The sequence below is a fragment of the Gammaproteobacteria bacterium genome (genome assembly GCA_041395725.1).
Taxonomy (GTDB): domain Bacteria; phylum Pseudomonadota; class Gammaproteobacteria; order Pseudomonadales; family Pseudohongiellaceae; genus NORP240.
The window spans coordinates 1,748,295-1,772,222 of the sequence record JAWKZW010000001.1; the positions used below are offsets into that span (position 1 = coordinate 1,748,295).

The 23,928-nt window shown below is 57.1% G+C and carries 17 protein-coding genes; 6 read left to right on the forward strand and 11 right to left on the reverse strand.

Annotated features, from left to right (window positions below):
* Positions 1–2 precede the first annotated feature (2 nt).
* Both R3F50_07680 and R3F50_07685 read right to left on the reverse strand, forming a co-directional pair.
* Entirely contained in the window at positions 3–1,160 is a 1,158-nt protein-coding gene (locus R3F50_07680; protein MEZ5490185.1) for a DcaP family trimeric outer membrane transporter, read from the reverse strand.
* Positions 1,157–1,669: a hypothetical protein gene (locus R3F50_07685; protein MEZ5490186.1), complete on the reverse strand. Its 513-nt coding sequence runs from the start codon at positions 1,667–1,669 to the stop codon at positions 1,157–1,159. Before R3F50_07685 ends, R3F50_07680 begins: the two co-directional genes overlap by 4 nt.
* Positions 1,670–2,925: 1,256 nt before the next feature.
* Between R3F50_07685 and R3F50_07690 the strand changes: the two genes are divergently transcribed.
* The 3 genes from R3F50_07690 to R3F50_07700 all read left to right on the forward strand — a co-directional run bounded on the left by R3F50_07690 (position 2,926) and on the right by R3F50_07700 (position 5,081).
* Positions 2,926–3,132 (forward strand): cold-shock protein, encoded by a 207-nt coding sequence (locus R3F50_07690; protein ID MEZ5490187.1) that lies wholly within the window; start codon positions 2,926–2,928, stop codon positions 3,130–3,132.
* A gap of 317 nt (positions 3,133–3,449) precedes the next feature.
* Positions 3,450–4,535, forward strand: a complete 1,086-nt coding sequence (locus R3F50_07695) for an alpha/beta hydrolase (GenBank protein ID MEZ5490188.1) — start codon at positions 3,450–3,452, stop codon at positions 4,533–4,535.
* Positions 4,536–4,670: 135 nt separating this feature from the next.
* The gene (locus R3F50_07700) at positions 4,671–5,081 is read left to right on the forward strand and encodes a hypothetical protein (GenBank protein MEZ5490189.1); all 411 of its coding nucleotides are present in this window, start codon (positions 4,671–4,673) and stop codon (positions 5,079–5,081) included.
* 18 nt (positions 5,082–5,099) lie between these two features.
* On the opposite strand, the gene R3F50_07705 is transcribed toward R3F50_07700, so the two are convergent.
* From R3F50_07705 to R3F50_07715, 3 genes are all read right to left on the reverse strand, one after another.
* Positions 5,100–5,570, reverse strand: coding sequence for a universal stress protein (locus tag R3F50_07705; protein MEZ5490190.1), 471 nt, complete (start codon positions 5,568–5,570; stop codon positions 5,100–5,102).
* Between the two features lie 12 nt (positions 5,571–5,582).
* Positions 5,583–6,830: a DUF1501 domain-containing protein gene (locus R3F50_07710; GenBank protein MEZ5490191.1), complete on the reverse strand. Its 1,248-nt coding sequence runs from the start codon at positions 6,828–6,830 to the stop codon at positions 5,583–5,585.
* 206 nt (positions 6,831–7,036) lie between these two features.
* Positions 7,037–9,040, reverse strand: coding sequence for a DUF1800 domain-containing protein (locus tag R3F50_07715; protein MEZ5490192.1), 2,004 nt, complete (start codon positions 9,038–9,040; stop codon positions 7,037–7,039).
* 167 nt (positions 9,041–9,207) lie between these two features.
* On the opposite strand from R3F50_07715, the gene R3F50_07720 reads away from it, so the two are divergent.
* Entirely contained in the window at positions 9,208–12,159 is a 2,952-nt protein-coding gene (locus R3F50_07720; protein ID MEZ5490193.1) for an FAD-linked oxidase C-terminal domain-containing protein, read from the forward strand.
* An 85-nt stretch (positions 12,160–12,244) separates the two neighbouring features.
* Here the strand turns inward: R3F50_07720 and R3F50_07725 are convergent, their stop codons facing one another.
* From R3F50_07725 to R3F50_07750, 6 genes are all read right to left on the reverse strand, one after another.
* Positions 12,245–13,120: a DNA/RNA non-specific endonuclease gene (locus R3F50_07725; GenBank protein MEZ5490194.1), complete on the reverse strand. Its 876-nt coding sequence runs from the start codon at positions 13,118–13,120 to the stop codon at positions 12,245–12,247.
* A 239-nt stretch (positions 13,121–13,359) separates the two neighbouring features.
* Positions 13,360–14,733, reverse strand: coding sequence for a GntP family permease (locus R3F50_07730; protein ID MEZ5490195.1), 1,374 nt, complete (start codon positions 14,731–14,733; stop codon positions 13,360–13,362).
* A gap of 66 nt (positions 14,734–14,799) precedes the next feature.
* Complete coding sequence (locus R3F50_07735) at positions 14,800–15,978, reverse strand: aminotransferase class V-fold PLP-dependent enzyme (protein ID MEZ5490196.1); 1,179 nt, start codon at positions 15,976–15,978, stop codon at positions 14,800–14,802.
* Between the two features lie 52 nt (positions 15,979–16,030).
* The gene (locus R3F50_07740) at positions 16,031–18,289 is read right to left on the reverse strand and encodes a multicopper oxidase domain-containing protein (protein MEZ5490197.1); all 2,259 of its coding nucleotides are present in this window, start codon (positions 18,287–18,289) and stop codon (positions 16,031–16,033) included.
* A gap of 49 nt (positions 18,290–18,338) precedes the next feature.
* Positions 18,339–18,833, reverse strand: a complete 495-nt coding sequence (locus R3F50_07745) for a hypothetical protein (GenBank protein ID MEZ5490198.1) — start codon at positions 18,831–18,833, stop codon at positions 18,339–18,341.
* A gap of 242 nt (positions 18,834–19,075) precedes the next feature.
* Positions 19,076–19,312, reverse strand: a complete 237-nt coding sequence (locus R3F50_07750; protein MEZ5490199.1) for a hypothetical protein — start codon at positions 19,310–19,312, stop codon at positions 19,076–19,078.
* A 446-nt stretch (positions 19,313–19,758) separates the two neighbouring features.
* On the opposite strand from R3F50_07750, the gene R3F50_07755 reads away from it, so the two are divergent.
* Positions 19,759–21,069 carry a hypothetical protein gene (locus R3F50_07755; protein MEZ5490200.1) on the forward strand — a complete coding sequence of 437 codons (1,311 nt, stop codon included), beginning with the start codon at positions 19,759–19,761 and terminating at the stop codon, positions 21,067–21,069.
* Positions 21,070–21,189: 120 nt separating this feature from the next.
* Positions 21,190–23,610, forward strand: coding sequence for a hypothetical protein (locus R3F50_07760; protein MEZ5490201.1), 2,421 nt, complete (start codon positions 21,190–21,192; stop codon positions 23,608–23,610).
* Positions 23,611–23,928: the final 318 nt, after the last annotated feature.

The window sequence follows — 23,928 nt, forward strand, 5'->3', positions numbered from 1 at the left end:
GCTCAGAAATTGATTCGGGTAGTCAATTGCAGGCGGTGCAGATTTCCGTCTTCACCGCTCAGCAGGCTGCGCCAGCCATAGAGGTATTCGACCCCGAGGGAAATCCTCTGATTGGGTGCCCAGATCAGGTTGGCATGGGCGGAACGGCTTTCCCGGGTCAGTCTGTTGCTGGTTGTTCTGTGAGGATCGGTCACGGACAGACTCAAGGCGAATGACGAGCGCCAGCGGGGAGACCAGAAATGCTGCCAGGCTATCAGGCCGCTATAGGTGGTCGCCAGCGCAACCTGCCCTTCCGCTGTAACGGTAGCATCGGCGTAGGTCGACAGGGTTGAATAGCGCGCCAGGGCATTGCCGTAATTAAACATGAAGCGCAGGTTATCCAGTGCACCGGTTTCGATTCTTCCGGCCAGGCTGAATGCTGTACCCAGATCGCCGTCACTGCGGGCGGCCGTGCCTGTGGGGCTGGTGGTAGTGATTTCCCGCGCCAGCATGCTCAGCGACAGATTGCCCCATTCACCCGTTTGATCCAGTCGTGCTACCACGTCCGGTGGTCGGCGGTCGCCGCTACTGACTATGTTGTCCGTGCCGGCGAAATGCAGTCGGTTCAGGGAATCCTCCAGTGCCAGGCTGAGCAGCACGGTACCACCGAGCGGCTGCTGCCAGCGTACCAGCCGGTGCCGGGTTACGACATTACCGACCGCGATACCACTGTCGAGATCAGCCAGCGCCGAGGTGTTGGAGAAAGTCGTGTAGGTGTGTCCCGCCAGCAGGGGACCCAGCATCAGGTAAGCATGACGTAAACGGGGATCATGACCGTCGGCCCGGTCACCATCGAGATCGGCTTCCACCAGTGCCTCCAGATCACCCAGGGGTGTCTCCTGAACCGCTCGCACCCAGATCCGGGATTCCCGCGCGTGGGCATTCATCCGGTGTCGGATCAGGCCGGGTTCGCCGGCAACAGGGATATCCGGGGCCCAGAGTTCACTGTCACCGGCGCGGTCCCTTGCGGCAGAGATATCACCTGCCAGCAGGTGTAATCTGGCGAATCCGCCGGTACTCAGAGCGGGAAACTCTGCTCCTGCTGCAGTCCCCGGCCCGACACTCTGGCTCAGCAGGGCAGCAATCACCAGGCCCGAGCGCAACGCGGCTGCCCGTGTCACCGGCCAATTCCTCTCGGCTGGCGGTACAGAATATGGCAGTCATTGCAGGTGGTGTTGATGCGGGACAGGATAATTTCCATCTGCCCCGGCGTCAGCTGTCCGCCCTCGGCCTGGGTTGCCAGGGAGTCCGCCTGCTCCACAAGCCGAGCGGCAAGGTCAGCAAACCGGGAGGTATCGTTTTCCGACAGCGGCAGAGACGTCGCCAGCCCCCCCACGCCGATCGCACCCTGCTGCAGGCTGCGCGCAGACTCGCCGATACGCCTGATCTGCTGTTCCCGTTCCCTCGCCAGGACAGTCTCTGTGCGATGCAGATCGAACAGCAGTGCATTGAGGCGGGCGCTGTCCACCATCAACTGCTCGCTCATCACGGCGTGCAGACCGGCTGTTTCAGCCCCGTCGCCTGTTTCGGAGATTTCAGGTGGGCGGGACGAAACCTCGCCGGCGCAGGCACCGAGCAGCACGGTCAACAGACACACTGCGGTTGGAAAGAATCGCTGTGGATTGAACATGGTCCTGATACTCAAGCTGAACAAGGGCAATGCTAACACTGCGACGCTGCCTCTGTTAAAGAAGAAACCGCCCTGCCTGCAGGGATGCCGGTCAGAGTTTGCTTCGCCGGGGTCTTGGTGGCACCGTATTGCGTCAATTGCCAATAAACACTAAGGTCTGGTGGGACAGTTACTGGAACCCCGGTGGAGTGACGAGGTGATGTTTGTTAACAGGAACAACTGGCAAGAATAGATTTCAAAACCGCTGATCACTTGTCTGGCCGACGCATGCCGGCGGCTAGGCGCCTCGTCAGTGACCTCGCCTGAAAGCCAGAGCGATTCCTTAATTAATCAGAGGTTCCCTGAACCCGCTACCGAAAACGGTAACTGGGCTTCTGTCGGTCACGTGCCCAATACCCGCACCGGTGAGGCCACGCTCAATCCCATCACCGGCGACTGGTTTACGCAACCGATCGTTCCGGAGAGTCCTGTCTGGATCAGGCGGAGGCAAAGTTTACCGGTACGCGAGAGACACCAGTTCCCTGAACAACTGCGACCCTCGTTTAAAGTTAAGGAGCCTCTGATTAATTACTGCAATGCGCCGACCTTCAGATGAGTCCGCCCATTCATCATCAGGTGAGCTTGACGCCAGCAGAGGCCGGGTTAGGCTCAATGGCATTTTTCTTGTTTCTCACCGAGCGGCTGCAGAATTGACGCAGCATCACCCCGGGCGGCGGGTCGCCCTCGCAACGGGGGTCTTCTACGGTGATTCCCCGAGGTGTCAAAAAATTCAGACAGGGGGTCAGCGCAGAAACCATTGACTGGGGTGGGCGAACAGATTGAAAGCTGCGAATTCTGGCTGATTCATGGATCCGGGGACCAATTCGGGTCAAATTCAAGTGAGTCTGCAGTCTATTTCGCGGATTTTGACCCGTGTCTACCAATTTATACCTGCAATTAACAACTAATTAGCCTAAAATAGACCCCAGTTATCCTTTGCAGATTGCTGGATCATTGTTGTTTCCGCCATTGTTGTTACTTGGGAACCTGCACCGCTGAAGGCCCGAACCGGGGTGAATGCAAGTGGGAGTCTCGAGCATTTCGCTGGTCTTGCACATGTTTTGAACCGGTATGCACGTCGGTATGAGTTAGATCATAGTGTTGTGAGTGCAAAGATAATGCGTGAGTCGTGTGGATTCACGTATTCCCAGCTCGGATTGGTGAAGCCGAGACTGAGGAATTTCAACTTTTTCACCATTAGTTATATAGAAGGTCATATGAGTAAAGGCACAGTTAAATGGTTTAACGCGGACAAAGGTTTTGGTTTTATTACACCCGAAGACGGTGGCAAGGATCTCTTTGTACATTTTTCTGAAATCAAAAGTGATGGCGGATACGCAACACTGAACGATGGTCAGGCTGTAGAGTTTGAAGTTGGGCAAGGCCAGAAAGGCCCTTGCGCGACTAATGTCATACCCGGCTAATCCGGCCAGTCATTAGTTGAATGAGACGGCGTCCGCTTTGCGGGCGCCGTTTTTTTTTGTCTGCAGCATTTTCCCCCGAGTCAATGAGAGAGTGGCCGACAAATAAATCAGTCCCGGAAAAGTTGTGAAGGGCTGATGACCTAAGCGGCAAAGCAGTAGGCGATAAGGAAGTCAGTATTAAATAAGCACAATAAAAAAGCACATCAGAAAAGAACAATAGAAAAGTAGAAAAGTGACAGCCATAGAAGTAAATTAACAGGCTGTTTGAAAGCAGTTAGAGTCACAATCACTGGGAAACCAGGAAAAGGGGTATAAAAATGAAGAGTAATGGCCGTTTACTACCCTCAGTCAAGCCCGTAACGATTTATACGAGGGCATGGCGGCTTATCGGATTGTTCATTGTCACGTTAGCGCTGCCCACTGTTGCGGGCCAGGCACCCGAGCCGCGGGAAATTCCGTCGCGTACTCTGCCGGTACCGAGTACGGTGAGTCCGCAAATGCAACAGCTTCTTTCGGCCCCTGCTCCCGACGGATGGGATTCCCCACCACGCACCCGTGAAGCGTGGCTGCCAATTGCAGCTCGAATGGACGAGGCGCCCAGTGGCGCCCAGGCTCTCCTCGAACGCTTCCGGGTCACAGCAGAACCGATGGTCGTAAATGGTGTAAACGCCTTTATGCTGACGCCCGAAGACATGCCCGAGGCCAACCGTGACAGACTGCTCATGCATATTCATGGGGGCTGCTACATGATGTTTGGCGGTGAGGCCGCGATGGCTGAAGGTATCAGGATGGCCGGCTATGGCAGGTTCAGAGTACTCTCAATCGATTACCGTCGACCACCCACCTACCTGTACCCGGCGGCGCTGGACGACGCTGTGGCGGCCTGGCAGGGCCTGTTGGAAATGGCCGATCCTGACAGGATGGGCATCTTTGGTGCCTCCGCCGGTGGTGCTCTGACACTTTCGACTGTGCTTCGTCTGAAGGCGGAGGGACTGCCATTGCCAGCCGCCATAGGCCCCGGTACGCCGATGTCCGATTTGACGAAAAGCAGCGACTCTTTCTCTACCAACCGCCTGGTCGATAACGTGTTGTTCGGAACGGAAGGGCGATGCCAGGCGATGGCCGAGGTTTATGCCGGCGGACACGACCTGAGTGACCCGATGCTGTCGCCAGTTTATGGAGACATGAGTGGTTTTCCGCCCACCATACTGACTACCGGAACACGTGACCTGCTGTTGAGCGATACCGTTCGCGTTCATCGCAAACTGAGGCGCGCGGGAGTGATTGCGGATCTGCACGTCTATGAAGCCCAGGCCCATGCCTACTACCTGCGTGACATTCCCGAGGCGCAGGAGGTGTTTGAAGAGATGGCCCTGTTTTTTGACAGACATCTGGCGCGCTGATTTCAGTCTGGAAGCTCTGCCCGATAATCAGCCAGACCGCCTCGATGGCAGTGAGGAAGCTGGTGTCATTCTGCAGACCGTTGCCCCGGGGGTTGCTGACCATCCCGCTGGCTTAAGGGAAGGATTCAATACACCATGTTTGAAAAGTTGCGTAACAATCTTGCCAGGCGCCCATGGTGGATGAACGGGCTTATGCTGTTCTGTGCCTACATGACATTTATCTATGTGCCCTGGGATATGTTATCCAAGCCGGTTGCGGAGGCACAGGAAGTCTGGTTCGGCATACTGCTGTTGAGCTGGGCGGCCAAAGCCACCGAGCCTCTTCATTTTCTGATCTATGCTGCCGGCACTGCCGGGTTCTGGCAGATGAAACAATGGATGCATCCCTGGGCCAGCCTGTACACGGGGCAGGTCGCGGTGGGGATGCTGGTCTGGAGCACACTGGATGAGCGCGGCGCGGGCCTGGTAGCCGGACTGCTGACGGCCCTGCCTTTCCTGGCCCTTGCGGTGGTACTGTGGCGGTCCAGAAGCCGCTGGACTGGTTAACAGTCTGTTAACGCAAAGTTACCTCACAATGGTGACCGGACACGGTGCGTGGTTGGCGACCGCGTGGCTGACACTGCCCAGTATCGCTTTCCTGATACCTGAGCGGCCGTGGGAGCCGATGACAACCAGGTCGACATAGTTTTCGGTAGCGAAACGGGAGATCTCTTCCGCTGCCTGACCCCAGGTGGTGGCCAGCTCTGGCGCCGCATTCAGTTTGCCCAGTGCTTTTACCGTATCGGGCAGCTCTTTCTCACGAACTCTTTTTTCGAGCATATTGCGGACTTCCTCCACCGACATGGTTCCCTGCGGAGGGCCCGCCGGAAAGCCGCTTGCTCCCCAGGCACTGGCGACGAGCAGATCGTCGCTCTGCACCAACAACAGACTGACACGGGCGTCCAGTGAACGCGCCAGGTCACCGGCGAACGAGGCCGCTTTGAGGGCCCCCTCTGAGCCATCGGTGGGTACCAGAATGTGTTTAATGGTCGACATAAAGATTGCACTTCAACCAAAAAGATCAAAAGATTCAAAGCTACCATTTAAGAAATCTTCTGGCGCCTGATGACCAAGCCAGCCTTCTATCATGGTCTGATAGACGCGACGGAAATCGGTGGTGTGTGCGAGATTGTCGCCCTCGGTCAGCGCGGTGAGGCTCGGTAATTCGCCATAGTGACCGCCTTTCACCGGTTTGCCGACCACAAACATGTTGTTGGCAGCGCCGTGGTCGGTGCCCAGGCTGACATTCTCGGGCACTCGGCGGCCGAACTCGGAAAAAACCATCAGCGTGACATCGTCGGCCCGGCCGATACGCTCCAGGTCCTGGATGAAGGCGGCAATGGCATCCGAAGTGTAAGTGAGCAATCGCTGATGCAGGGCGTTCTGAAAGACGTGCGTATCAAAGGCGTTGTTGCGATAGGACACGTAGTAAAGCCTGGTAGGCATGCCTGCATCAATCAGCGAGACCACTTTCGGCAGGTCCAGCCCGTTGATACCGTAGTCCACCGGAGAGCGGTAGTTTGACCACGCCTGGCGTACCAGGGCCGAAGCATCATTGGCGCTGCGTGCGATGTCCAGCAGGAATCGTCGTGACGGGTTGTCGATATTGCCGCTGTCGCGAACCATGGCGAGCGTGTCTTGTTCTTCGAAAAAAGCATCCCGCATGAAACTTTCCGGTTGATCGAAGACGACGGGTACGTGGTGTTCACTGCGGACAGCCAGGGATTGTCTTGCGGCCACATTGACCAGGTAGTTGGGGGGTGCGTCCGGTGCCATGGAGTCAGCCAGTCGTCCTACCCAGCCGTATTCCTCGCCGCTGTTCGGGGCCGCTGTGTGCCAGTATGCCATTGAGGTGAAGTGGGAATAAGAGGGGTTGTCATAACCACAGCCGTGGATGATCGCCAGGTCTCCTTCTTTATAGAGGCGTTCGAAGCCGGCCATGCCCGGATTCAGGCCGAAATGATCGTCGAGAAGCCGCAGGTTCTGTTTTGCCAGGCCAATGTTCGGCCGCTGGCGGTAATAGGCATCGTCACCGTAAGGCACCACGGTATTCAGCCCATCGTTGCCACCCGACAACTCCAGGATCACCAGAATTCTATCATTACGAGGTGCGGCCGCTGCAGCCTCCGCCGCCCTGCCCAGGACTGAGGGCGCCAGAATGTTGCCACTCAGGCCGGCTACACTGAGCCCGGCCAGGCCTTTCTTGAGCAGGTCACGCCGTTTGATTGCCTGATTAAGCAGGTTTCGACTTGTCATACCTCTCTCCCTTTGTTTACCCAATCATTGCATAAATTGTTGGCCCGGGACCGCTGCGCTGTTTCCATAGCAGCCTTTCCAGCGCCGTACTCAATTTTTCTCGATATCACGCAGCGTGGCTGCGCTCAACCCATAAAATTCTCCGTACGACACTGGCATTGCCACTCTGAAAGCTCCTGACCTCAACAAGTTATGCAATGACTGGGTTAGCCCAACTGGTATTCCGGCTGGCTCATGAGAATATGCAATGCCATTCGCAGGGCATCCTCCATGTAGGTTTCCGCTTCTGCAATAGCGGACGTGCCAAGTTCCCGATCGAGAAAGCCAATCAGCAAGCGGCGCGCTTCCGGCCCCGGCGATACACGCATGAACCGACTGATCAAATAGTCGACGACATCGGCGGTAGTCTGGAGTTCCTGCTGGATCACCATCCGGCTAAGGTTCAGCCGGGCGGTGTGGCGAGGAATGGGTTTGACCCGCTCGATCGCCATCTGCCAGCCACGGAAGCTGCCGTAGCGGGTGTTGAAGTCTTCATCGCGGTCGGCCAGCCTGTTTGACTCAGCCATGATCTGGCCCTCGCCGATGCTGGCGGGCTGAGTCGCGGAGGTGATATCCAGCCCCTGGCGGATCCGCTGGGCTACACTCTGTATCTCGCGGCTTGGGTTGCGGCGGTCGGCCGGAATGAAATTAATGTCAGGGAACAAGACGTCCCTGGCAAAATTGCCGCGCTCCAGAAGCAGACCGGGTGTGATCCAGCTGCGGCCTCCGGCCCAGCCGGCTACGGTAGGTGGTCTGAACAGGCTCTGGCCCAGGGCGCCAGTTGCCTGGTTAAAATCAGGGACTCCTGGCACGCCCTCGAGGCCAAGTTTTCTGTAAGTGGAGACGGCCAGTTCTACGGGACTCTTTATGTGCGTGCCCACGGAGGCGGCGCTGTAAAAATCCCGGGACATAAAGATCGTTTCCAGCAGGGCCGCGATTCCGTAGTCCGCATCCCTCAGCACTGTACCCAATTGTCGCCGCAGTTCCGGGCTAAGGTCTTCGCGCACAAAGAACCGATAGATCTTGCCGGCAAGGTATTCCGCAGTGACCGGCTGCTCCATGATGATGTCTATGATATCAACACCGTCGAAGTTGCCCTGTCGACCAAGAAAGTTCTTGCTGCCATCGTCATGCTGATCGGCGTTAATGACAAAATCCAGGTCGGTGAAGTTCCAGCCGGTGAAAGCCCTTGCTCCCTCCCGGATATCGACTTCAGTGTAATTACCGACGCCCATGGTAAACAGTTCCATGATTTCGCGCGCGAAGTTCTCATTGGGAGCGCCTTTGACATTCACGCCGGCGTCAAGAAAGGCAAGCATGGCGGGGTCCTGGGCCACCGCTATCATCAGGTCACGAAAACTCCCGGTGCCCTGGGCATGAAACAGTTCCAGCTCTTTCAGCAGCTTGCGGTAATCACGCACCTTGCCCTCATTGACAGCGTAATGGCCGTGCCAGAACAGGGCCATCTTTTCCTGCAGCGGTGTATTGGTGGTTACCATTCGGTCTGCCCACCAGTAGGCAACCCGGTCAGTTTCCAGGGTGCTGGCCCGCAGCCAGTAAAAAAACTTATTAACGATCGGCTGCAGGGGGCGGTTGCCGGCCGGCTTTACTTTAATGCCAAGCGCCTCGCCGTGCTCCCTGGCCAGCGCAGTAGTAGCCGGGCGGCTGGGCGGGAAGGGCTCCAGGCCCGGGTCGTGGATGCCGGAGTGGTCAAAGGCCTGCAGGTGAGGATTGGCGGCCGCATCGAAATAAACCAGGCTGCGCACCGCTTCTGATACCGGCAGGGCGGCCAGGGCCTGGACCTGCTCCGGGGTGCCCCCGAAGCCGGCCCGTTCCAGCAGGTGCGCCGCGCGGTCATAATTCCAGTCGGCGTCCGCGAGTGGAGAAAGATTGTCCTGCCAGGACAGTAAGCCGGCATCCTGCGCCAGTACGAGCCTGGAGACCAGCAAGACCGCCGCGTACACGGGCATCGAAACCGTCCGGTGCCTGGCGCGCCCGCTGGAGAAATCCTTAAAAAGACCGTTTATGAGACGCCGGGGGTCTGTCTTGGAAACACTGCTGGAGAGAACTCTGAAGAGGCCCTTAAAGAGGGGCCCGGGCAGATCTGCCGGGCGTATCGCTGCGCGAACAGGGGCGTTATGAGCCGGGATGCGGCGCACGAAGGTCTTCATAGACTCCTCCAGATTCTGTGGAACTACCGGCAGAGTAATGGAGCAGTAAACACATTTCAATGCGCCCGATCAAACTACCCGATCATTCCGGATACCCCCGGTTTGCGTGAAGCGCCCGACATTGTGTTATAAGGTGTTTTTGTTTCTCAGCAGGAAAGAGCGGGTAGATGGCTGAAAATTACCAGCACAGTGATTTCGCCCGGCGGCTTGCTAAAGCGCTGCGTGGCAAGGTGTTGTTTGATGATTTCAGCCGCGGTCGTTACAGCACGGATGCCTCCATTTATCAGTTGCTGCCTCTCGGCGTGGTTATCCCGGCCGACGAGCAGGATGTCGAGATCGCCGTGCAGATGGCGGCGGACGAGGGATTGCCTGTCCTGCCCAGGGGCGGGGGTACCTCTCAGAATGGCCAGGCTATCGGCGAGGCGCTGATGCTGGACACCACCCGGCATCTCAACCGGATTCTGGATTTCGACCCTGAGTCACGCACGGTCTGCGTCCAGCCGGGCACCGTACTCGATACCCTCAACCGTTATCTGAAACCCCATGGCCTCTGGTACCCGGTTGACGTGTCGACCGCCAATCGGGCCACCCTGGGGGGCATGACTGGTAACAACAGCTGCGGAGCCCGCTCCATTCGCTATGGCAACATGGTCCATAACGTCCGCTCCATTGAAGCTCTGCTGGCGGACGGCACCAGGGCCCATTTTCAGAACGCCCGAAGCGCTGGCGACGAAAGTCCCGTTTATCAGAAGCTGGTAGCGGATTTACTGGCTCTGGGCACGCGGGAGGCTGACGAGATACGGGCCAGGTTTCCAGACCTGCTGCGCCGGGTTGGCGGCTATAACATCGACGAGTTGACCCGGGATGCCCCTAATATGGCCAGATTGCTGGTCGGTTCCGAGGGCACGCTGGGCTTTTTTCAACGCATTCATCTGAACCTGCAACCGATTCCCACCCACAAGGTGTTAGGGATCTGTCATTTTCCCACCTTCTACCAGGCCATGGACAGCACACGGCATATAGTAGGGCTGAATCCGGATGCGGTGGAGCTGGTGGATCGCACTATGATCGAACTGGCGCGGGACATTCCATTGTTTGCTCCTACCGTCAGCCGCTTCGTCAACGGCGAGCCGGATGCCTTGCTGCTGGTGGAGTTTGCCGGTGATGACCTGGATGAACAGCTGCGCAGGCTGAATGGTCTGGTGGAACTGATGGCTGATCTTGGTTTCCCGGATGCCGTGGTCCGCGCGACCGAACCGGCTTTCCAGAATGCTGTCTGGGAAGTGCGGAAATCCGGCCTTAATATCATGATGTCCATGAAGGGTGACGGAAAGCCGGTATCGTTCATTGAGGATTGCGCCGTGCGACTGGAAGACCTGGCCGAATACACCCGGCGGCTTACGGATATCTTTCATAAGCACGGGACAACCGGCACGTTCTATGCGCATGCCTCGGTAGGAACCCTGCACGTCAGGCCTGTCCTGAATATGAAAGAAGAAGGCGGGGCGAAGAAAATGCGCGCTATCGCTGAGGAAACTCTCGAGATGGTCCGCGAATACAAAGGCTCTCATTCCGGCGAGCACGGAGACGGAATATCCAGATCCGAGTTTCATGAATCCATGTTCGGTCGTCGCATGGTGGAGAATTTCGCGGAGGTGAAGCGCTGTTTCGATCCCGACAATCTGTTCAATCCCGGTAAGATAGTTAACCCCCCAAAAATGGATGACAGGCGCCTGATGCGCTTTCCGCCCGGCTATGGGCCGATAGCCACTGACGCGCAGCTGGACTGGTCAGACTGGGGCGGTTTCGATCGTGCCGCCGAGATGTGCAATAACAACGGCGCCTGCCGAAAGGCCAACGTAGGCGTCATGTGTCCCTCATATCGTATCACTGGAGATGAACAGCACCTGACCCGGGGTCGGGCAAATACCTTGCGGCTGGCCCTGACCGGGCAGCTGGGCGAGGATGCTCTCACCTCAGAAGCCATGTATCAGGCCATGGATCTGTGTGTCAGCTGTAAAGGTTGTAAGCGTGAGTGCCCTACCGGTGTAGATATGGCGCGCATGAAAATGGAGTTTCTGTCTCAATACAGACAGCGCCATGGGCTGGCGCTGCGTGATCGTCTGTTCGCCTATCTGCCCCGTTATGCGTATCGCCTGGGCAATCTCAGTGTTCTGCTTAATCTGCGTGACCAGGTGCCGGGGCTGGCCACTGTTTCACAATGGCTGCTGGGGCTCAGCAGCAAACGCACTCTGCCACGCTGGCGCAGGGATCAGTTTCGGGCTGCAGAAGAATTAACGAAAGACCATGCAATAACCCGGGCTGACCCTCAGCCGGGCCGCGAGAAAGAAGTGGTGCTGCTGGTCGATACCTTCAATGGTTGCTTCGAGAGTGAGAATGCCCGCGCGGCAGTGGATGTCCTGCGTGCCGCCGGCTACCGGGTCCACAGCCCTGGTGCAGCCGACTCCAGCCGGCCCTTGTGCTGCGGGCGCACTTTTTTCTCCAGCGGTCTGCTGGATCAGGCTCGGCACGAAGCCCGGCGCACAATCACCGCCCTGCAACCGTTCCTGGAACGAGGTGTGCCCGTGGTCGGTCTGGAACCTTCCTGCCTGCTTACCCTGCGCGATGAGTACCTGGCTGTTCTGCCCGGCGCGGATACGCGCAGACTGGCTGAGCAGGCGTTCATGCTGGAAGAGTTTCTGGTCGCCGAGCAGGAGGCGGGAAGGTTACAGCTGGACCTGAAACCCATCGCAGCGAACCGTGTCCTGCTGCACGGACATTGCCATCAGAAAGCTTTTAATGTGCTGACGCCAGTACAGAAATTACTGGCGATGATTCCCGGCCTTGAGGTTCAGACCATAGAATCCAGTTGTTGCGGTATGGCTGGTTCATTCGGTTACGAGGCCGAGCACTACGAAGCCTCCATGCAGATGGGCGGGTTATCACTCTTTCCTGCCGTGCAGAGCGCCGATGCAACAGACCTGATCGTGGCGGATGGCACCAGCTGTCGCAGCCAGATCAGCCACGGTACCGGCAGGCAGGCTGTGCACGTAGTGCAGGTGTTGAAGGAAGCTCTGATCAACCCCCTTTTCGTACCGAAAACTTCGCAGGCGCGTTGATGCCCTGTCTGGCCGGGGGTAACTCATTCCCGGAATTTTCAGATTCCCCGACCCCGCAGCAGAATCTTGGTGAGCCCGGGGGTTTCTAAGGGGAGACCGGCTGGCTGCAGCCCAGATCGGCGACCAGCTGCCAGGACTGATTCTTCTGGTGTCCCGGGAACAGCTCGAGATTGGTCAGCCGTTCAACGTCGCCCAGACTCTGCAGCTGCTGGCAGAATGACTCCGATTGCCGCATGTCATGGGGAAAGACGAAGCTCGCGATGCCCGAATCGGTAGCCACGATCTTATAATAGCCCGCCAGATTGGTGCCAGGCTCAAGGGGGTCGGAGCCCGGGGCCGTACCGTTAAAATAGACAGGCCCGGCAATCACATGGATCTCTTCTTCCTGGGCTGTCAGGGAGTTCAGCGCCTGCTCCAGCTGCAGCCAGGCCCCCAGGCGCAGCGGTGCAGGCATTGGCAGCATATTGCTGGTGTTGTTGAGTTCTGACCAGTACGGAGTGCTGGCAAAGCTGGTCAAAGGCACCAGGCGGACCCGGTTCTGTTCCCGGCTGACAGGCGTCGAAATGCCACCGTAAGGGCTGGCGCTACTCCTGATATCGGGCAGGTTATCCACCGGTTCCAGTTCCTCCATATCCGCCAGCCGCGATATCTCGGAAAGATTGGCCAGCCGGTCCGGATGCCATTCCCTCGGCAGCAGCGAGGCAATACCCACGGCATCCCGGGTCAGCCGGTAGGCAACCCAGTCGGAGCGGCGGCTGTAGCTGTTCAGGCCTGCGGCATAAAGGTGATGGATCACCACTCTTGAGTTGTTGGCGGTTATAGCCGACCGGTACTGTGGACAGGAGTCCTGACAATGGGTGATGGCGATTTCCTGGGCAGAGGCTGTGACCGGAAACAGGTGCATGACGGCGGCGATTAGCGAGCCGGCAAGCAACGGATTGACTTGTTTGCTGAGTGACATTTTCATAGTGCCTGGTTCACCGAATCCTAGTGATATATAAGTGGATAGCGATTTTCTCACCGTCTCTCGCACCAGATCAATTCTGGTGTTTCCTGATAATCGCTGGCCAACTGGGCGGGAAGGCCCAACTTCTTTGCTCAGAATACAACTTTTAGGGTTGGTTGCGCAGCAAACTGTCACGGGTACCGGACCTACTCTTGATTCCGATCAATGTTAAGGTACTTCTTACATCCCGCTGCTTACACCAGCCCCAGTGTCCACATCAGACAGACCGTCAGAAAGGTCGCGATGCCGCCCACGAAGGTTGCCCCGCCGTAGGTAAAGACTGCATCGGGGACCCGCAATCGGGACAGCGAGGTGCACACCCAGAAATAGCTGCTGTTGACGTACTTGATGATTACAGAACCGCTCGCGCCGGCCAGCATGGCGGCTTCCGGCGACAGGCCCAGGCTGCCCAGCATTGGCGCCACCAGCGAGGCCGCGGTAATCACCCCGACGGTCGTGGAGCCGGTAATCATGTTGCCGATAATGCCAATAACAAAAGGCAGCAGAATAGTGGGCAGACCGTAATCGGTGAACAGCGAGGCGATAGTCTCGACAGCCGGCGTGCCGCGCAGAATTGCGCTCAGTGAACCCCCGAGCCCGGTCACAACCAGGATCATTGCCGAGGTTTTAAGTGCCGCCTCCACCCATTGATCCCGGGCTTTTTCCCGATCATCCGCACTGCGGATGTTACGGTAGGCCAGCCAGACCCCGATGGAAAGTGCCACCACCGGCCAGCCCAGGTATTGGAAGAGGGTGCGTATGAAATGCCCCTCCTCAAGGACCAGGGACACCACACTCTGGGTTCCAATCAACAGAATGGGAATGACAATGGGCGTATAGGAGTTGAGGGTGCTGGGCAGGTCGGACGGGCCCTCGACGTGCAGACTCTCCATGGAGATTCCCTCAAACTCGTCGCTGGCCATGGTTTTGATCCGTGGCCCGGCAACGTACATGCCCCAGGCCCAACTGGCCAGGGAGCCGGCCAGGCAGGCGATGCCTCCATAGATGATGGTGGTACCGATATCGGCACCGACGATGGCTGCCGCAGCCAGTGGACCGGGCGTGGGCGGAACGATGGCATGGGTCAGTTGGAGAGCGCCTACCAGGCCCGTAGACATGGTCGCGATGCTGACCCCCATGGTCCTGGCTGCGGAATGCACCAGCGGGTTTAGAATCACATAGGCCACATCGGAAAAAATGGCGATACCGATGATAAACCCGGTCAGTGTCAGCGCCAGCGGCATGCGGGATCGCCCCACCAGGTTTACCATCGATCGCGTTATCACCTGAATCGCACCGGTGTGCTTCATTGCTTCGGCGATGATCGAGCCCAGCACGATCACGACGCCGATTGATCCCAGCGTATTGCCGAACCCGCTCTCGAAAGCGTCGATAAAATTGTTCTGCTGTATCCCGGGTAACACGCCGAACAGCAGGATAGGAATCAACAGCGCAAAAAATACATGCCATTTCCACTTTGCAATGAGGAACAGCAGCAGGAAGATAACGACCGAGAAGCCAAGAAGGGAGATGGCGGCGCTGGTGTTGACCGCGGTAGAAGGATCCATTTTTTTAGTACCTTGTTATTGTTCTTTCTTTATCTGTCACTGAAAACAGGACTGTAAACTGCTCTCTCAGCCTGCCGCCAGGAATTCCAGGGCGGCGCCAATGCCGCCTCGATTGCTGGGAATTCCTGCCAGCTGCAAACCCATTTCAACACCGCTCAGCGTGCCGGCCAGCATGAGCTCGTTGAAATCACCAATATGCCCGATACGGAAAATTTTTCCTTTCAGCTTGCCCAGGCCGGTGCCCAGTGACATGTCGAAGCGCTCAAGAATCAGCTTACGCAACACATCCGCGTCGTGGCCATCGGGGACCAGCACCGCCGTGGTGGAATTGCAGTACTCCTGTGCATCCAGGCAGACATTTTCCAGCCCCCATGCCGATACTGCCCGACGGGTAGCCTCGGCGAGACGGGCGTGACGGGCGATCACATTATCCATCCCCTCGGCATGAAGCAGGCTCAATGCCTCATCGAGTCCGTACAACAGATTGGTGGCGGGCGTATAAGGGTAGTAACCCCGCTGATTGTTTTCCAGCATGGTATCCCAGCGCCAGTAGGAGTGATGAGACGTTGAGTTGCGGGACCGGCTCAGCGCTTTTTCACTCACCGCGTTGAAGCTGAGACCCGGAGGCAGCATCAGGCCCTTCTGGGATGCACTGACGGTGACATCCACAGACCAGGCGTCGTGATTGAATTCGGAGCAGGCCAGAGAGGACACCGCGTCCACCATGAACAGCGCCGGATGTCCCGCGTTGTCAATGGCCGCTCGTATGTTCGGTATGCGACTGGTAACGCCGGTAGATGTTTCAGTATGTACGGCCAGCACGGCCTGTATTCTGTGGCCGCTGTCCTCGCGCAGGGCCTCTTCGATCCGCTGCGGATCGATCCCATGGCGCCAGTCCCCTTCCAGCCACTGCACTTCCAGGCCAAGTCTTTCTGCGACGTTTTTCCACAGAGTGGCAAAGTGTCCGGTTTCTACCCCCAGTACCCGATCGCCCGGCGACAGGCAATTCAGCAGGGCGCTTTCCCAGCCACCAGTACCGGAAGCGGGGTAGATAAAGACTGGCCCTGTGCAATTAAATACCCTGCTCAACTTCTCCAGAAGTCGATAGGTCAGTTCCGGAAATGCCGGGCCACGATGATCGATTACCGGCTGGGCCATGGCGCGCAGTACGCTGTCCGGTACGTTGGAAGGGCCCGGTATCTGGAGAAAGTGACGGCCCGCATGGTGTGGCTTGTTCTGGTTCATGTGTAGTCGCCTGAGACTGTTGGCTGGAAAGTTCGCAGTCTAACCTATTGGGCTAATAAAAAAACTGTACACCGATACCATCACCGTACTCGGTATCGGTGTGGACAGTGACAGAGAAACGGTTACTGAGCCGGTAGCTGAAACCATAGCGGTGTTCGTCATCGGAATTCCAGCGCCAGTCGAAACCGAAGCGGCGGGTGAAGTGCATTTGTGACTCCAGCTCCAGGCGAAACCTGCCGTGGTCATCCACTCGCCATTCACTGTCTATCATGAAGGGCAGTAGAATGTTGAGTCCGGCAACCGGCAGATCATGGCTCTTGCCGTGATGGTGCTCGCGTCTTTCCAGGCCGCCAAAGGCAGACACAAATCGATTGAAATGGTAGTTGTAGAACAGATGCAGCTCAAGGGTATCGTCGAGATCGGTATCCAGCTCCAGGTCAAACGAGTGCCGTTCATCGGATACGCGGAACTCATAATCTGCGAAAGAAGTCAGCAGGTGGAATTCATTGATCCGAAACCAGCGGATCGATGGCACAATCAGGTCGGCCATCTGGGGGTCAAAAGTGCTGCTCTGTTCGTAGCTGATCACCCGGTTCATGCCGGTTTTCATGTGGTACTGGTTGTGGCAGTGGAACAACCAGTCTGCTTTCTCGCTGGCATTAAATTCAATGACTACGTGGCCCATGGGCGGCACATTCACCGTGTGTTTCAGCGGGCTGCGTTCACCCTGTTCGTTGACTATCCGGAAAAAATGCCCGTGCAGATGCAGCGGGTGGTGCATCATGGTGTCGTTGGTCAGGTGGAATCGTACGTTTTCACCGGCGCGGATCATGACTTGCGGGTTTTCCCGCACAGTCTGCCCGTCGAAACTCCAGACATAACGTTCCATATTGCCGGTCAGGGTCAATTCGATGTCATGCCAGGGTTGGTCATCGGGCAGCGACGTATCGTGCCTGGCCGCCAGGTAGCGGTAGTCGGTCATGTGTTCGATCACCTCGCCCGGCATCGCCATTGCCATCCTGCCGGATTTGGGCATGGGCCGGGCCTCTGCCAGGTGATCGGCGTGGCTGTGATGGTCTGCTTGAGCGGAGCTGTTTTCAGCGACGGTGCTCGTATCTGCCGGCATCGCCATCGGCAACGGTTCGACATTTACGCCAGGTTCGTCGTGACTGTCATGGGGTTTCATTGCCGACGCGGCGCTGTCCGTGTTCATGGCTTCACCGGAAGCCCTGTCCCTGTCCGCAGGCCTATCCATCGACATACCCATGTCCATGTCCATTGCAGACATATCCGTATGATCCATCAGGTACAGATTGGGCGGAATCCTATCCGGCGCGGCCACCCGTTCGCCTGTGCCTACGAAGAGACTGCTGTGTCCGGTTCCATCGAACGAAGTGGCGCGCAGTTCGTAAGCCCGTTCCGGTGTCACTGAGACCAGCACATCATAAGTCTCAGCGGTGGCGATGCGCAGTCTCTGCACCCGCAACGGCTGGACATCCTGACCGTCGGCAGCGACAACGGTCATTGGCCCCCCGGCGTACTCAAGATCGAAATAACTGGAAGTGGAACCATTGACCAGCCTCAATTTGACCTGCCCGGCAGTCTGGTCCTGCAACGGCAACACACTTTCCCGTTTACCGTTGACCAGGTAAGCGTCATAACCCACGTCGGTAAGATCCATTGGCCCCATACGTGTCAGGGCATTGTCGATTCGATTGCGCACGGCGTATCCACCGTTGGCAAATACTTTGTCCCAGGACTGCACCTTACCCTTCTTCCAGGCGTAGAAGTCGTCCGACTTTTTCAGGTTCGCCAGCACCGTTTCCGCGTCTTCGTCGGTCCAGTCGGAAAATACCACGACCTGGTCTTCCACCTGATCTTCAGGCAGCAGTGAGGCTCCATCCTTGAGCACCACGGCGCCATACAGCCCGTGTTGGATCTGCAGGTCGGTGTGCGAGTGATACCAGAAGGTTCCGTCATGCAGGATGGGGAACTCAAATGTGTGGGATTCTCCAGGTGCAATGGGTTGCGTATTCAGGTAGGGAACGCCGTCCTGGTCGGCTGGCAGCAGAATGCCGTGCCAGTGCACCGAGGTGGTGACGCCAAGGTGGTTATGAAAGGTGACCCGCAGGGTATCACCCACAGCAGCGCTTATCGTTGGCGCGGGTATCTGCCCGTCAATGGCAAGGGCCTCCACCGGGGACCCTGTTACATTGAGTTGAACAGTATCAATATCGAACTCATAGCTTGTCGTAGCGCCGAGGGCGACGACAGGAACTAATAGGAAAAGGTTTAACAGATGTTTGAACACATTGCCTCTCCGTAATCGGCTGACTTGAAGAAATACAGCGTAAAGAGGATCAGTGATTTGGCGGTGGTCGCAGCGGGTCCAGAGAGATTGATTGATAGTGGTCGGGCAGGCGTTTTTCGAACGAGATGCCTGGGTAATGGGAATGGCCGGTCGCTGCGAAGCTGAACCCGGCCAGACTTATGCAGCACAATTCAGCACAAAGGCAATCATCAGTACTCTCGAGGGAGTAATCAGTTGAATCAACAGTCAGACCACCAGCTGATCTGGCAGGGGAAAGATCAGTCGCCCGGAGCCGAGATTCATCGGGGCGTGACGCTTCGTCGCCAGGGTGGGGAAGGTCATTGTCTGCATTGTGGTCAGAGTTGTGGTGATCTTTAAATCTGCCTTCGAATCTGCCCGGATCGTCATGTGCCCCTGCCAGCATAGAGCTTTCATTATGGCCATGCATATTATGCACGGCGATCTCAAGTGCCTGGCTGCTGTTGACCAGCAACGACAGAATCAGGAAAAGGCTAAGGCGATGAAGTGCTTTCAGGTTTGGCATTGTCTGCAAAGGTACCTGGTGGCGTTTCTGCATTTTCTCAATAGCGCGGCCGTGCCTTTCTGGATAGATGCAACCCGTGCGCATCTGAAAACTACGGGTATCCAAAATCCGCGAATGTCCAACTACACAACTACACAACTACACAACTACACAACCTCACAACCACATTCACAGGTGCTTTGAATGTGCCCGTAATTCAGGCTCATCCAGGCCCGTGGTCCTGCAGATTGCGATCTGTCAGGTTAGTCACTTCCCTGATCAAACTCAAGCGTTTTTACATGCAGCGTGAGTTCCTGTTTGCCCGACAGGGTGTCGAAGATCAGTACATCGCCTATCATGCGGACGTTATCAGGAAGCTCCACCGCTTGCCAGGAATCAGGGACGCGCAGCGCAAGCCCCTCCATGGCGCCTGGAATTTCCACGGTCAGTTCGTCGAGCCTGTCGCCACCGGGACCTCGAACCAGTTTGCGGTAATCCACCCACAACTTCAGCAGTTACGGCAGAGAAGAAGTCCCGTCCCTGCGTATTTCACAGGGGCGATCAGCCTGTTCCGCATTGAAGAGAGGCAACCACTGGCTTGCAATGCGCTTGCGCCTGCATTCCTGGTGCAGATGCCTGACGCGTACCCGTGGCATGGCGAGTGCCAGACAACAGATTGCGCCCAGCATTGCGAGGGAGGTCCAGAATACCGCAACGAACACCGGTGGACTGGTATCGAGGTAAGTTATGAGTTCTTTGCTAGCCGCGTATGCCTTTCCGTTGACGAAACGTATTGTTATTGCAACGCACGCTACGATTATCAGAACTGTTCGCTTGAGGCGCTGGATCACAGTTCTGCGCATCGGGCCCACAGATACCGCCTGTTGCGCTGGCTGGCTTTCTCCGCCAGAATTCGGCCTTTGCGGGTTTTTGCCCAGGTATTTTTATGCTCGACCGAAACCGGTCCGTACTGGAAGTGAGCGGGAAGCTGCTTCTGCTGCTCACACTGCCAGCGGTCATCCTGCTCTACGGGTTCACTCAGCCCCCCATCGTGTCCGGCGATGGCCATCCTTACGATTCCCAGTCCTACTACCACATGGCTGAACAGGTCGCTGCCGGGGAGCGGATTGAGGAGCTACGGCCGTTTGCCTCCAGGGTGGCGCTGCCCTGGCTGGTTGGTAAGCTGTTTCCAGCCGACCTGATGCTGGGATTCACCGTGCTTAATATTGCTTTTGCACTGGGTGGGCTGCTACTGCTGGGGCTTTTTCTGCGGGAGTTTCTGCGCAGTGAATGGCTGGTCTGGTCGCTGCTGCTGCTGACCGTGGTGAATCCCAATTCACCATTGCGGTTTGTGTTTTATCTGCCGGCCTATACAGATCCGCCGGCATTGTTCTTCATTACCCTGTTACTGTTGTTGAATCGTCGTATCGCGACGCTGAATCTGCGCACGGCCCTGGTGTTTGCCACGGCAGGATTTGTCGGCGCACTGTTTCGGGAACTGGTGCTGTGCGCGGTGCTGGTAACCAGCTTCTGCCAGTGTGCCAGCCTGTCCGTCAGTGCGCCGTGGCTACGGCTGAAATCCTTTTCTGCACTGGGGCTGGCGCTGGTTCCCGTCGCCGCCACCCTGGCCGGTATATGGCTGGCCAATGCTGCCGTGGAATCCACCGGCAGCTACCAGTATCTGGTGCAGGCCCAGCGGGTAATCACCCAGCTTGTGCAGCAGCCCACTATTTACCCCCTGGCCTGGCTGACTGCCTTTGGGCTGATACCGGTGATTATCCTGTTGCGGCTAAATCACCGGCTGTTGGGATTTCTGGGTGCCAACCAGGATATTCTGCTTTACCTGCTGGGCCTGTCGCTGCTGGCCCTGGTAGCGGGGTTTCATACCGACCGGCTGGTGCTGTGGGCCTACCCGGCGGTGCTGGTGGTATTCGGCAAGGTGCTGGAATGCCTGCCCTGGCGCGATACTGATCGGCTGCGAAAAGTGTTATTCTTTGGGCCGCTTGTCCTGGTCCAGACGCTCACTTTCCGGGTGTTTCTGCCGATCCCTGGTGATGAGGGCGGGCAATTGTTCGATCCTGGTGCTGCCCCGGCACTGCTATTCTCCGCATACGGGGAGGCAGCCAACCTGGGCCACTTCTATGCGTCGTCCATGGTGCCGGGTGACCGGATAACGCTGCTCATACAGTTCGCTCTGATGGCCGTCTACTTTGGCGCGCTGCTGGCAACCATGAGCAGGGGGCATAAGAAAGTGTAATCAGCCAGAGAACGAAACCTCTCATCTGACTGGGGTTTCCTGAAATCGTCGAGCTTCTGTGTCATTCTCAGAGGTCGCCAAATCTGAAATCGCCCTTCGGGCAGCGCGAGCAAAAAATCCGTGACTTCAACAGCAGACACCAGCCAGCCCACCAACCGTCTTTTCCTGGTTGGACTTTTCTTTATCACCTCATCGACCCTGTTGCTGGAAATTCTCAACACCCGGCTGTTGTCGGTTGTTACCTGGTACCACCTGTCTTTTTTTGCCGTGTCCATGGCCATGTTTGGCATGGCGGCTGGTGCGCTGTGGGTTTATCTGCGGCCGGGAAAATTTACCCGGGCAAGAGCCTTTCATAATCTGTTTGTCTACAGTCTGCTGTTTGCCGCCGGCACCGTGCTTTGCCATATCGTTATCGTCAACACCGTGCTGGATATCCGGGAGGGATGGACTGCCGCGCTGGTGATGCGGATGGCCATGATCACCCTGGCTATCGCCGTTCCCTTTTTTCTCAGCGGTGTAGTTGTCACCGTTGCCCTGACCCAGGTGCCAGGTAACAGCGGCTTCATTTATGCCGTGGACCTGGCGGGTGCGGCGCTTGGCAGCATTGCCTGTCTGGCATTGCTGAGTGCACTGGATATATCCAGTGCCACGTTTATTGTCGCTGCGGTGGCGCTGGTTGGTGTCACCTGCTTCGCCAGTCTCAGCAGCAAGCCACTGCCGCTTGCCTGGCTCGCGGTGGCGCTGATAGCGACAATAGCCGGGCTGGTCAATCATCAGAGCATAAACGGCTTACGGGTATTTCATCCCAAAGGCACTACTATCACCTATGACGAAACCATGCGGGAATACTGGACTATCCACGGTCAGATCCTGCTCCACCCGGTCCGCAACGAAGGCGGGCCGTTCTTCTGGGGGCCGGGCGAGGGTGCACCTTCAACCCCTGGCATGCTGTTACACCCCCTGGTCATCGACGGGGAAGCCGGCACGGCCGTCACCGGCTGGGACGGCAACCGCGATGAGCTGGAATGGCCCCAGTTCGATGTCACCGCGCTACCCTATCATCTGCGTCCCGGCGGCGAAGTGGCAGTAATCGGCGTCGGGGGCGGTCGCGATATCCTTACGGCTCTGTGGGCGGACAGCACCAGCATCACCGGCATCGAAATCAACGCGGCGATACTGGACCTGCTGGAGAACGAAATGCGCGACTTCGTCAATCTGGCGACCCAGCCGGAGGTGGTTTTCGTTCACGACGAGGCACGCTCCTTTCTGACTCGCGGCGATCAGCAGTACGACCTGATCCAGATGTCGCTGATAGACACCTGGGCTGCCACCGGAGCTGGCGCGTTTACTCTGTCTGAGAACGGGCTTTACACTGTTGAAGGCTGGCAGATCTTCCTCGATCGACTGAAGCCTGATGGTCTGTTCAGTGTGTCCCGCTGGTATTCCGCCGAAGCCCTTTCGGAAACCAATCGGCTATTATCCCTGGCAACGGGCGCATTACTGGAACGAGGGGTTACGAATCCTGCCGATTATATGGCCCTGGTGGCGCGGGACCGGGTCGCCACGCTGCTGGTTTCTCCACGACCTCTGTCCGAGGCGGACCTGGATAAGCTCGAGCAGGTGGCCGACCGCTATAAATTCTCAATCATCCAGTCACCCCGCCACGCCAGTGACAATGCGCTTATTCGTGGCGTCCTGGCCAGTAAATCCCTGCCGGAACTGGAGCAGGCGACACGGCATGAGTGGCTGGATTTTACCCCGCCCACCGACAGCCGGCCGTACTTTTTCAATATACTCAAGCCTGGTGCCCTGTTCAGCGACGGTGCAGATCTGGAGGAGTTGGGTATCGTAGCCGGAGGCAACCTGCTGGCAACTTATACACTGCTGGTGCTGTGTGGTCTCAGTCTGTTCGGTGTCGTACTGGTCATCCTGATTCCGTTGCTCACCATGGGTAAACCGGCTTTGCCGGTCGGGGTGTTCTCCAGTGGCCTGCTGTATTTTGCACTGATCGGTACGGGATTCATGATGGTGCAGATTCCGCTCATTCAGCGCTATTCAGTGTATCTGGGGCACCCGGTCTATGCGGTCAGTGTATTGCTGTTTTCCATGATTCTCTCTGCCGGAGCAGGCAGTTTCGTGTCCGATCGCCTCGCGGTCAATCGCGCCAGCCGCTGGACGGTGTGGCTGCCTGCGGTGATCGCCTCACTGCTGTTTATTATTTACCTGGTTTCAGGATGGGTGATTGATAACAGTATTGATCAGTCACTGTTGGTCCGCTGTCTGATCGTGGTGCTTATCGTGTCCATCGTCGCCTTCCCCATGGGAATGTGTTTCCCGCTGGGTCTGCGCCTGTTCCGGGAATACGCCGACTCCTGCCTGCCATGGATGTGGGGTATCAACGGGGCTACCGGCGTACTGGCTTCGGTACTGGCCGTCGCCATTTCCATGTGGGCCGGCATCAGCGCCAGCCTGCTGATAGCGGTGGTCTGTTATGCCGCCCTGGCCTTACCGGCCAATTTTCTGCGCAGGGCTCTGCACTAGGGGCGCTTTGACCGAGCACCGTAGCGTGCTGGCGTGGGGAGTTGAATTAGGCTTCTAACTATCTGATATTAATAAATAAAGATGAGTTCAAGTTTCGTAAATGTTGCCACGTGTGTTGCTATGAAATGTTGCAACCCGATATCTCCGAAATTATCTATATAAATCAATAGCTTAAACGTTCAGTTCAGTGTTGCGTTCAACTCTTCCAAAAATGGCCTATTTTGCCATCAAAGCTCGTGGTTTTTTACAACATTTTGGGGGTAAAAAGGAGTGAGAGTTGAACTCAAAACAGGTAAAAACTCCGTTTTCCTTACTCGT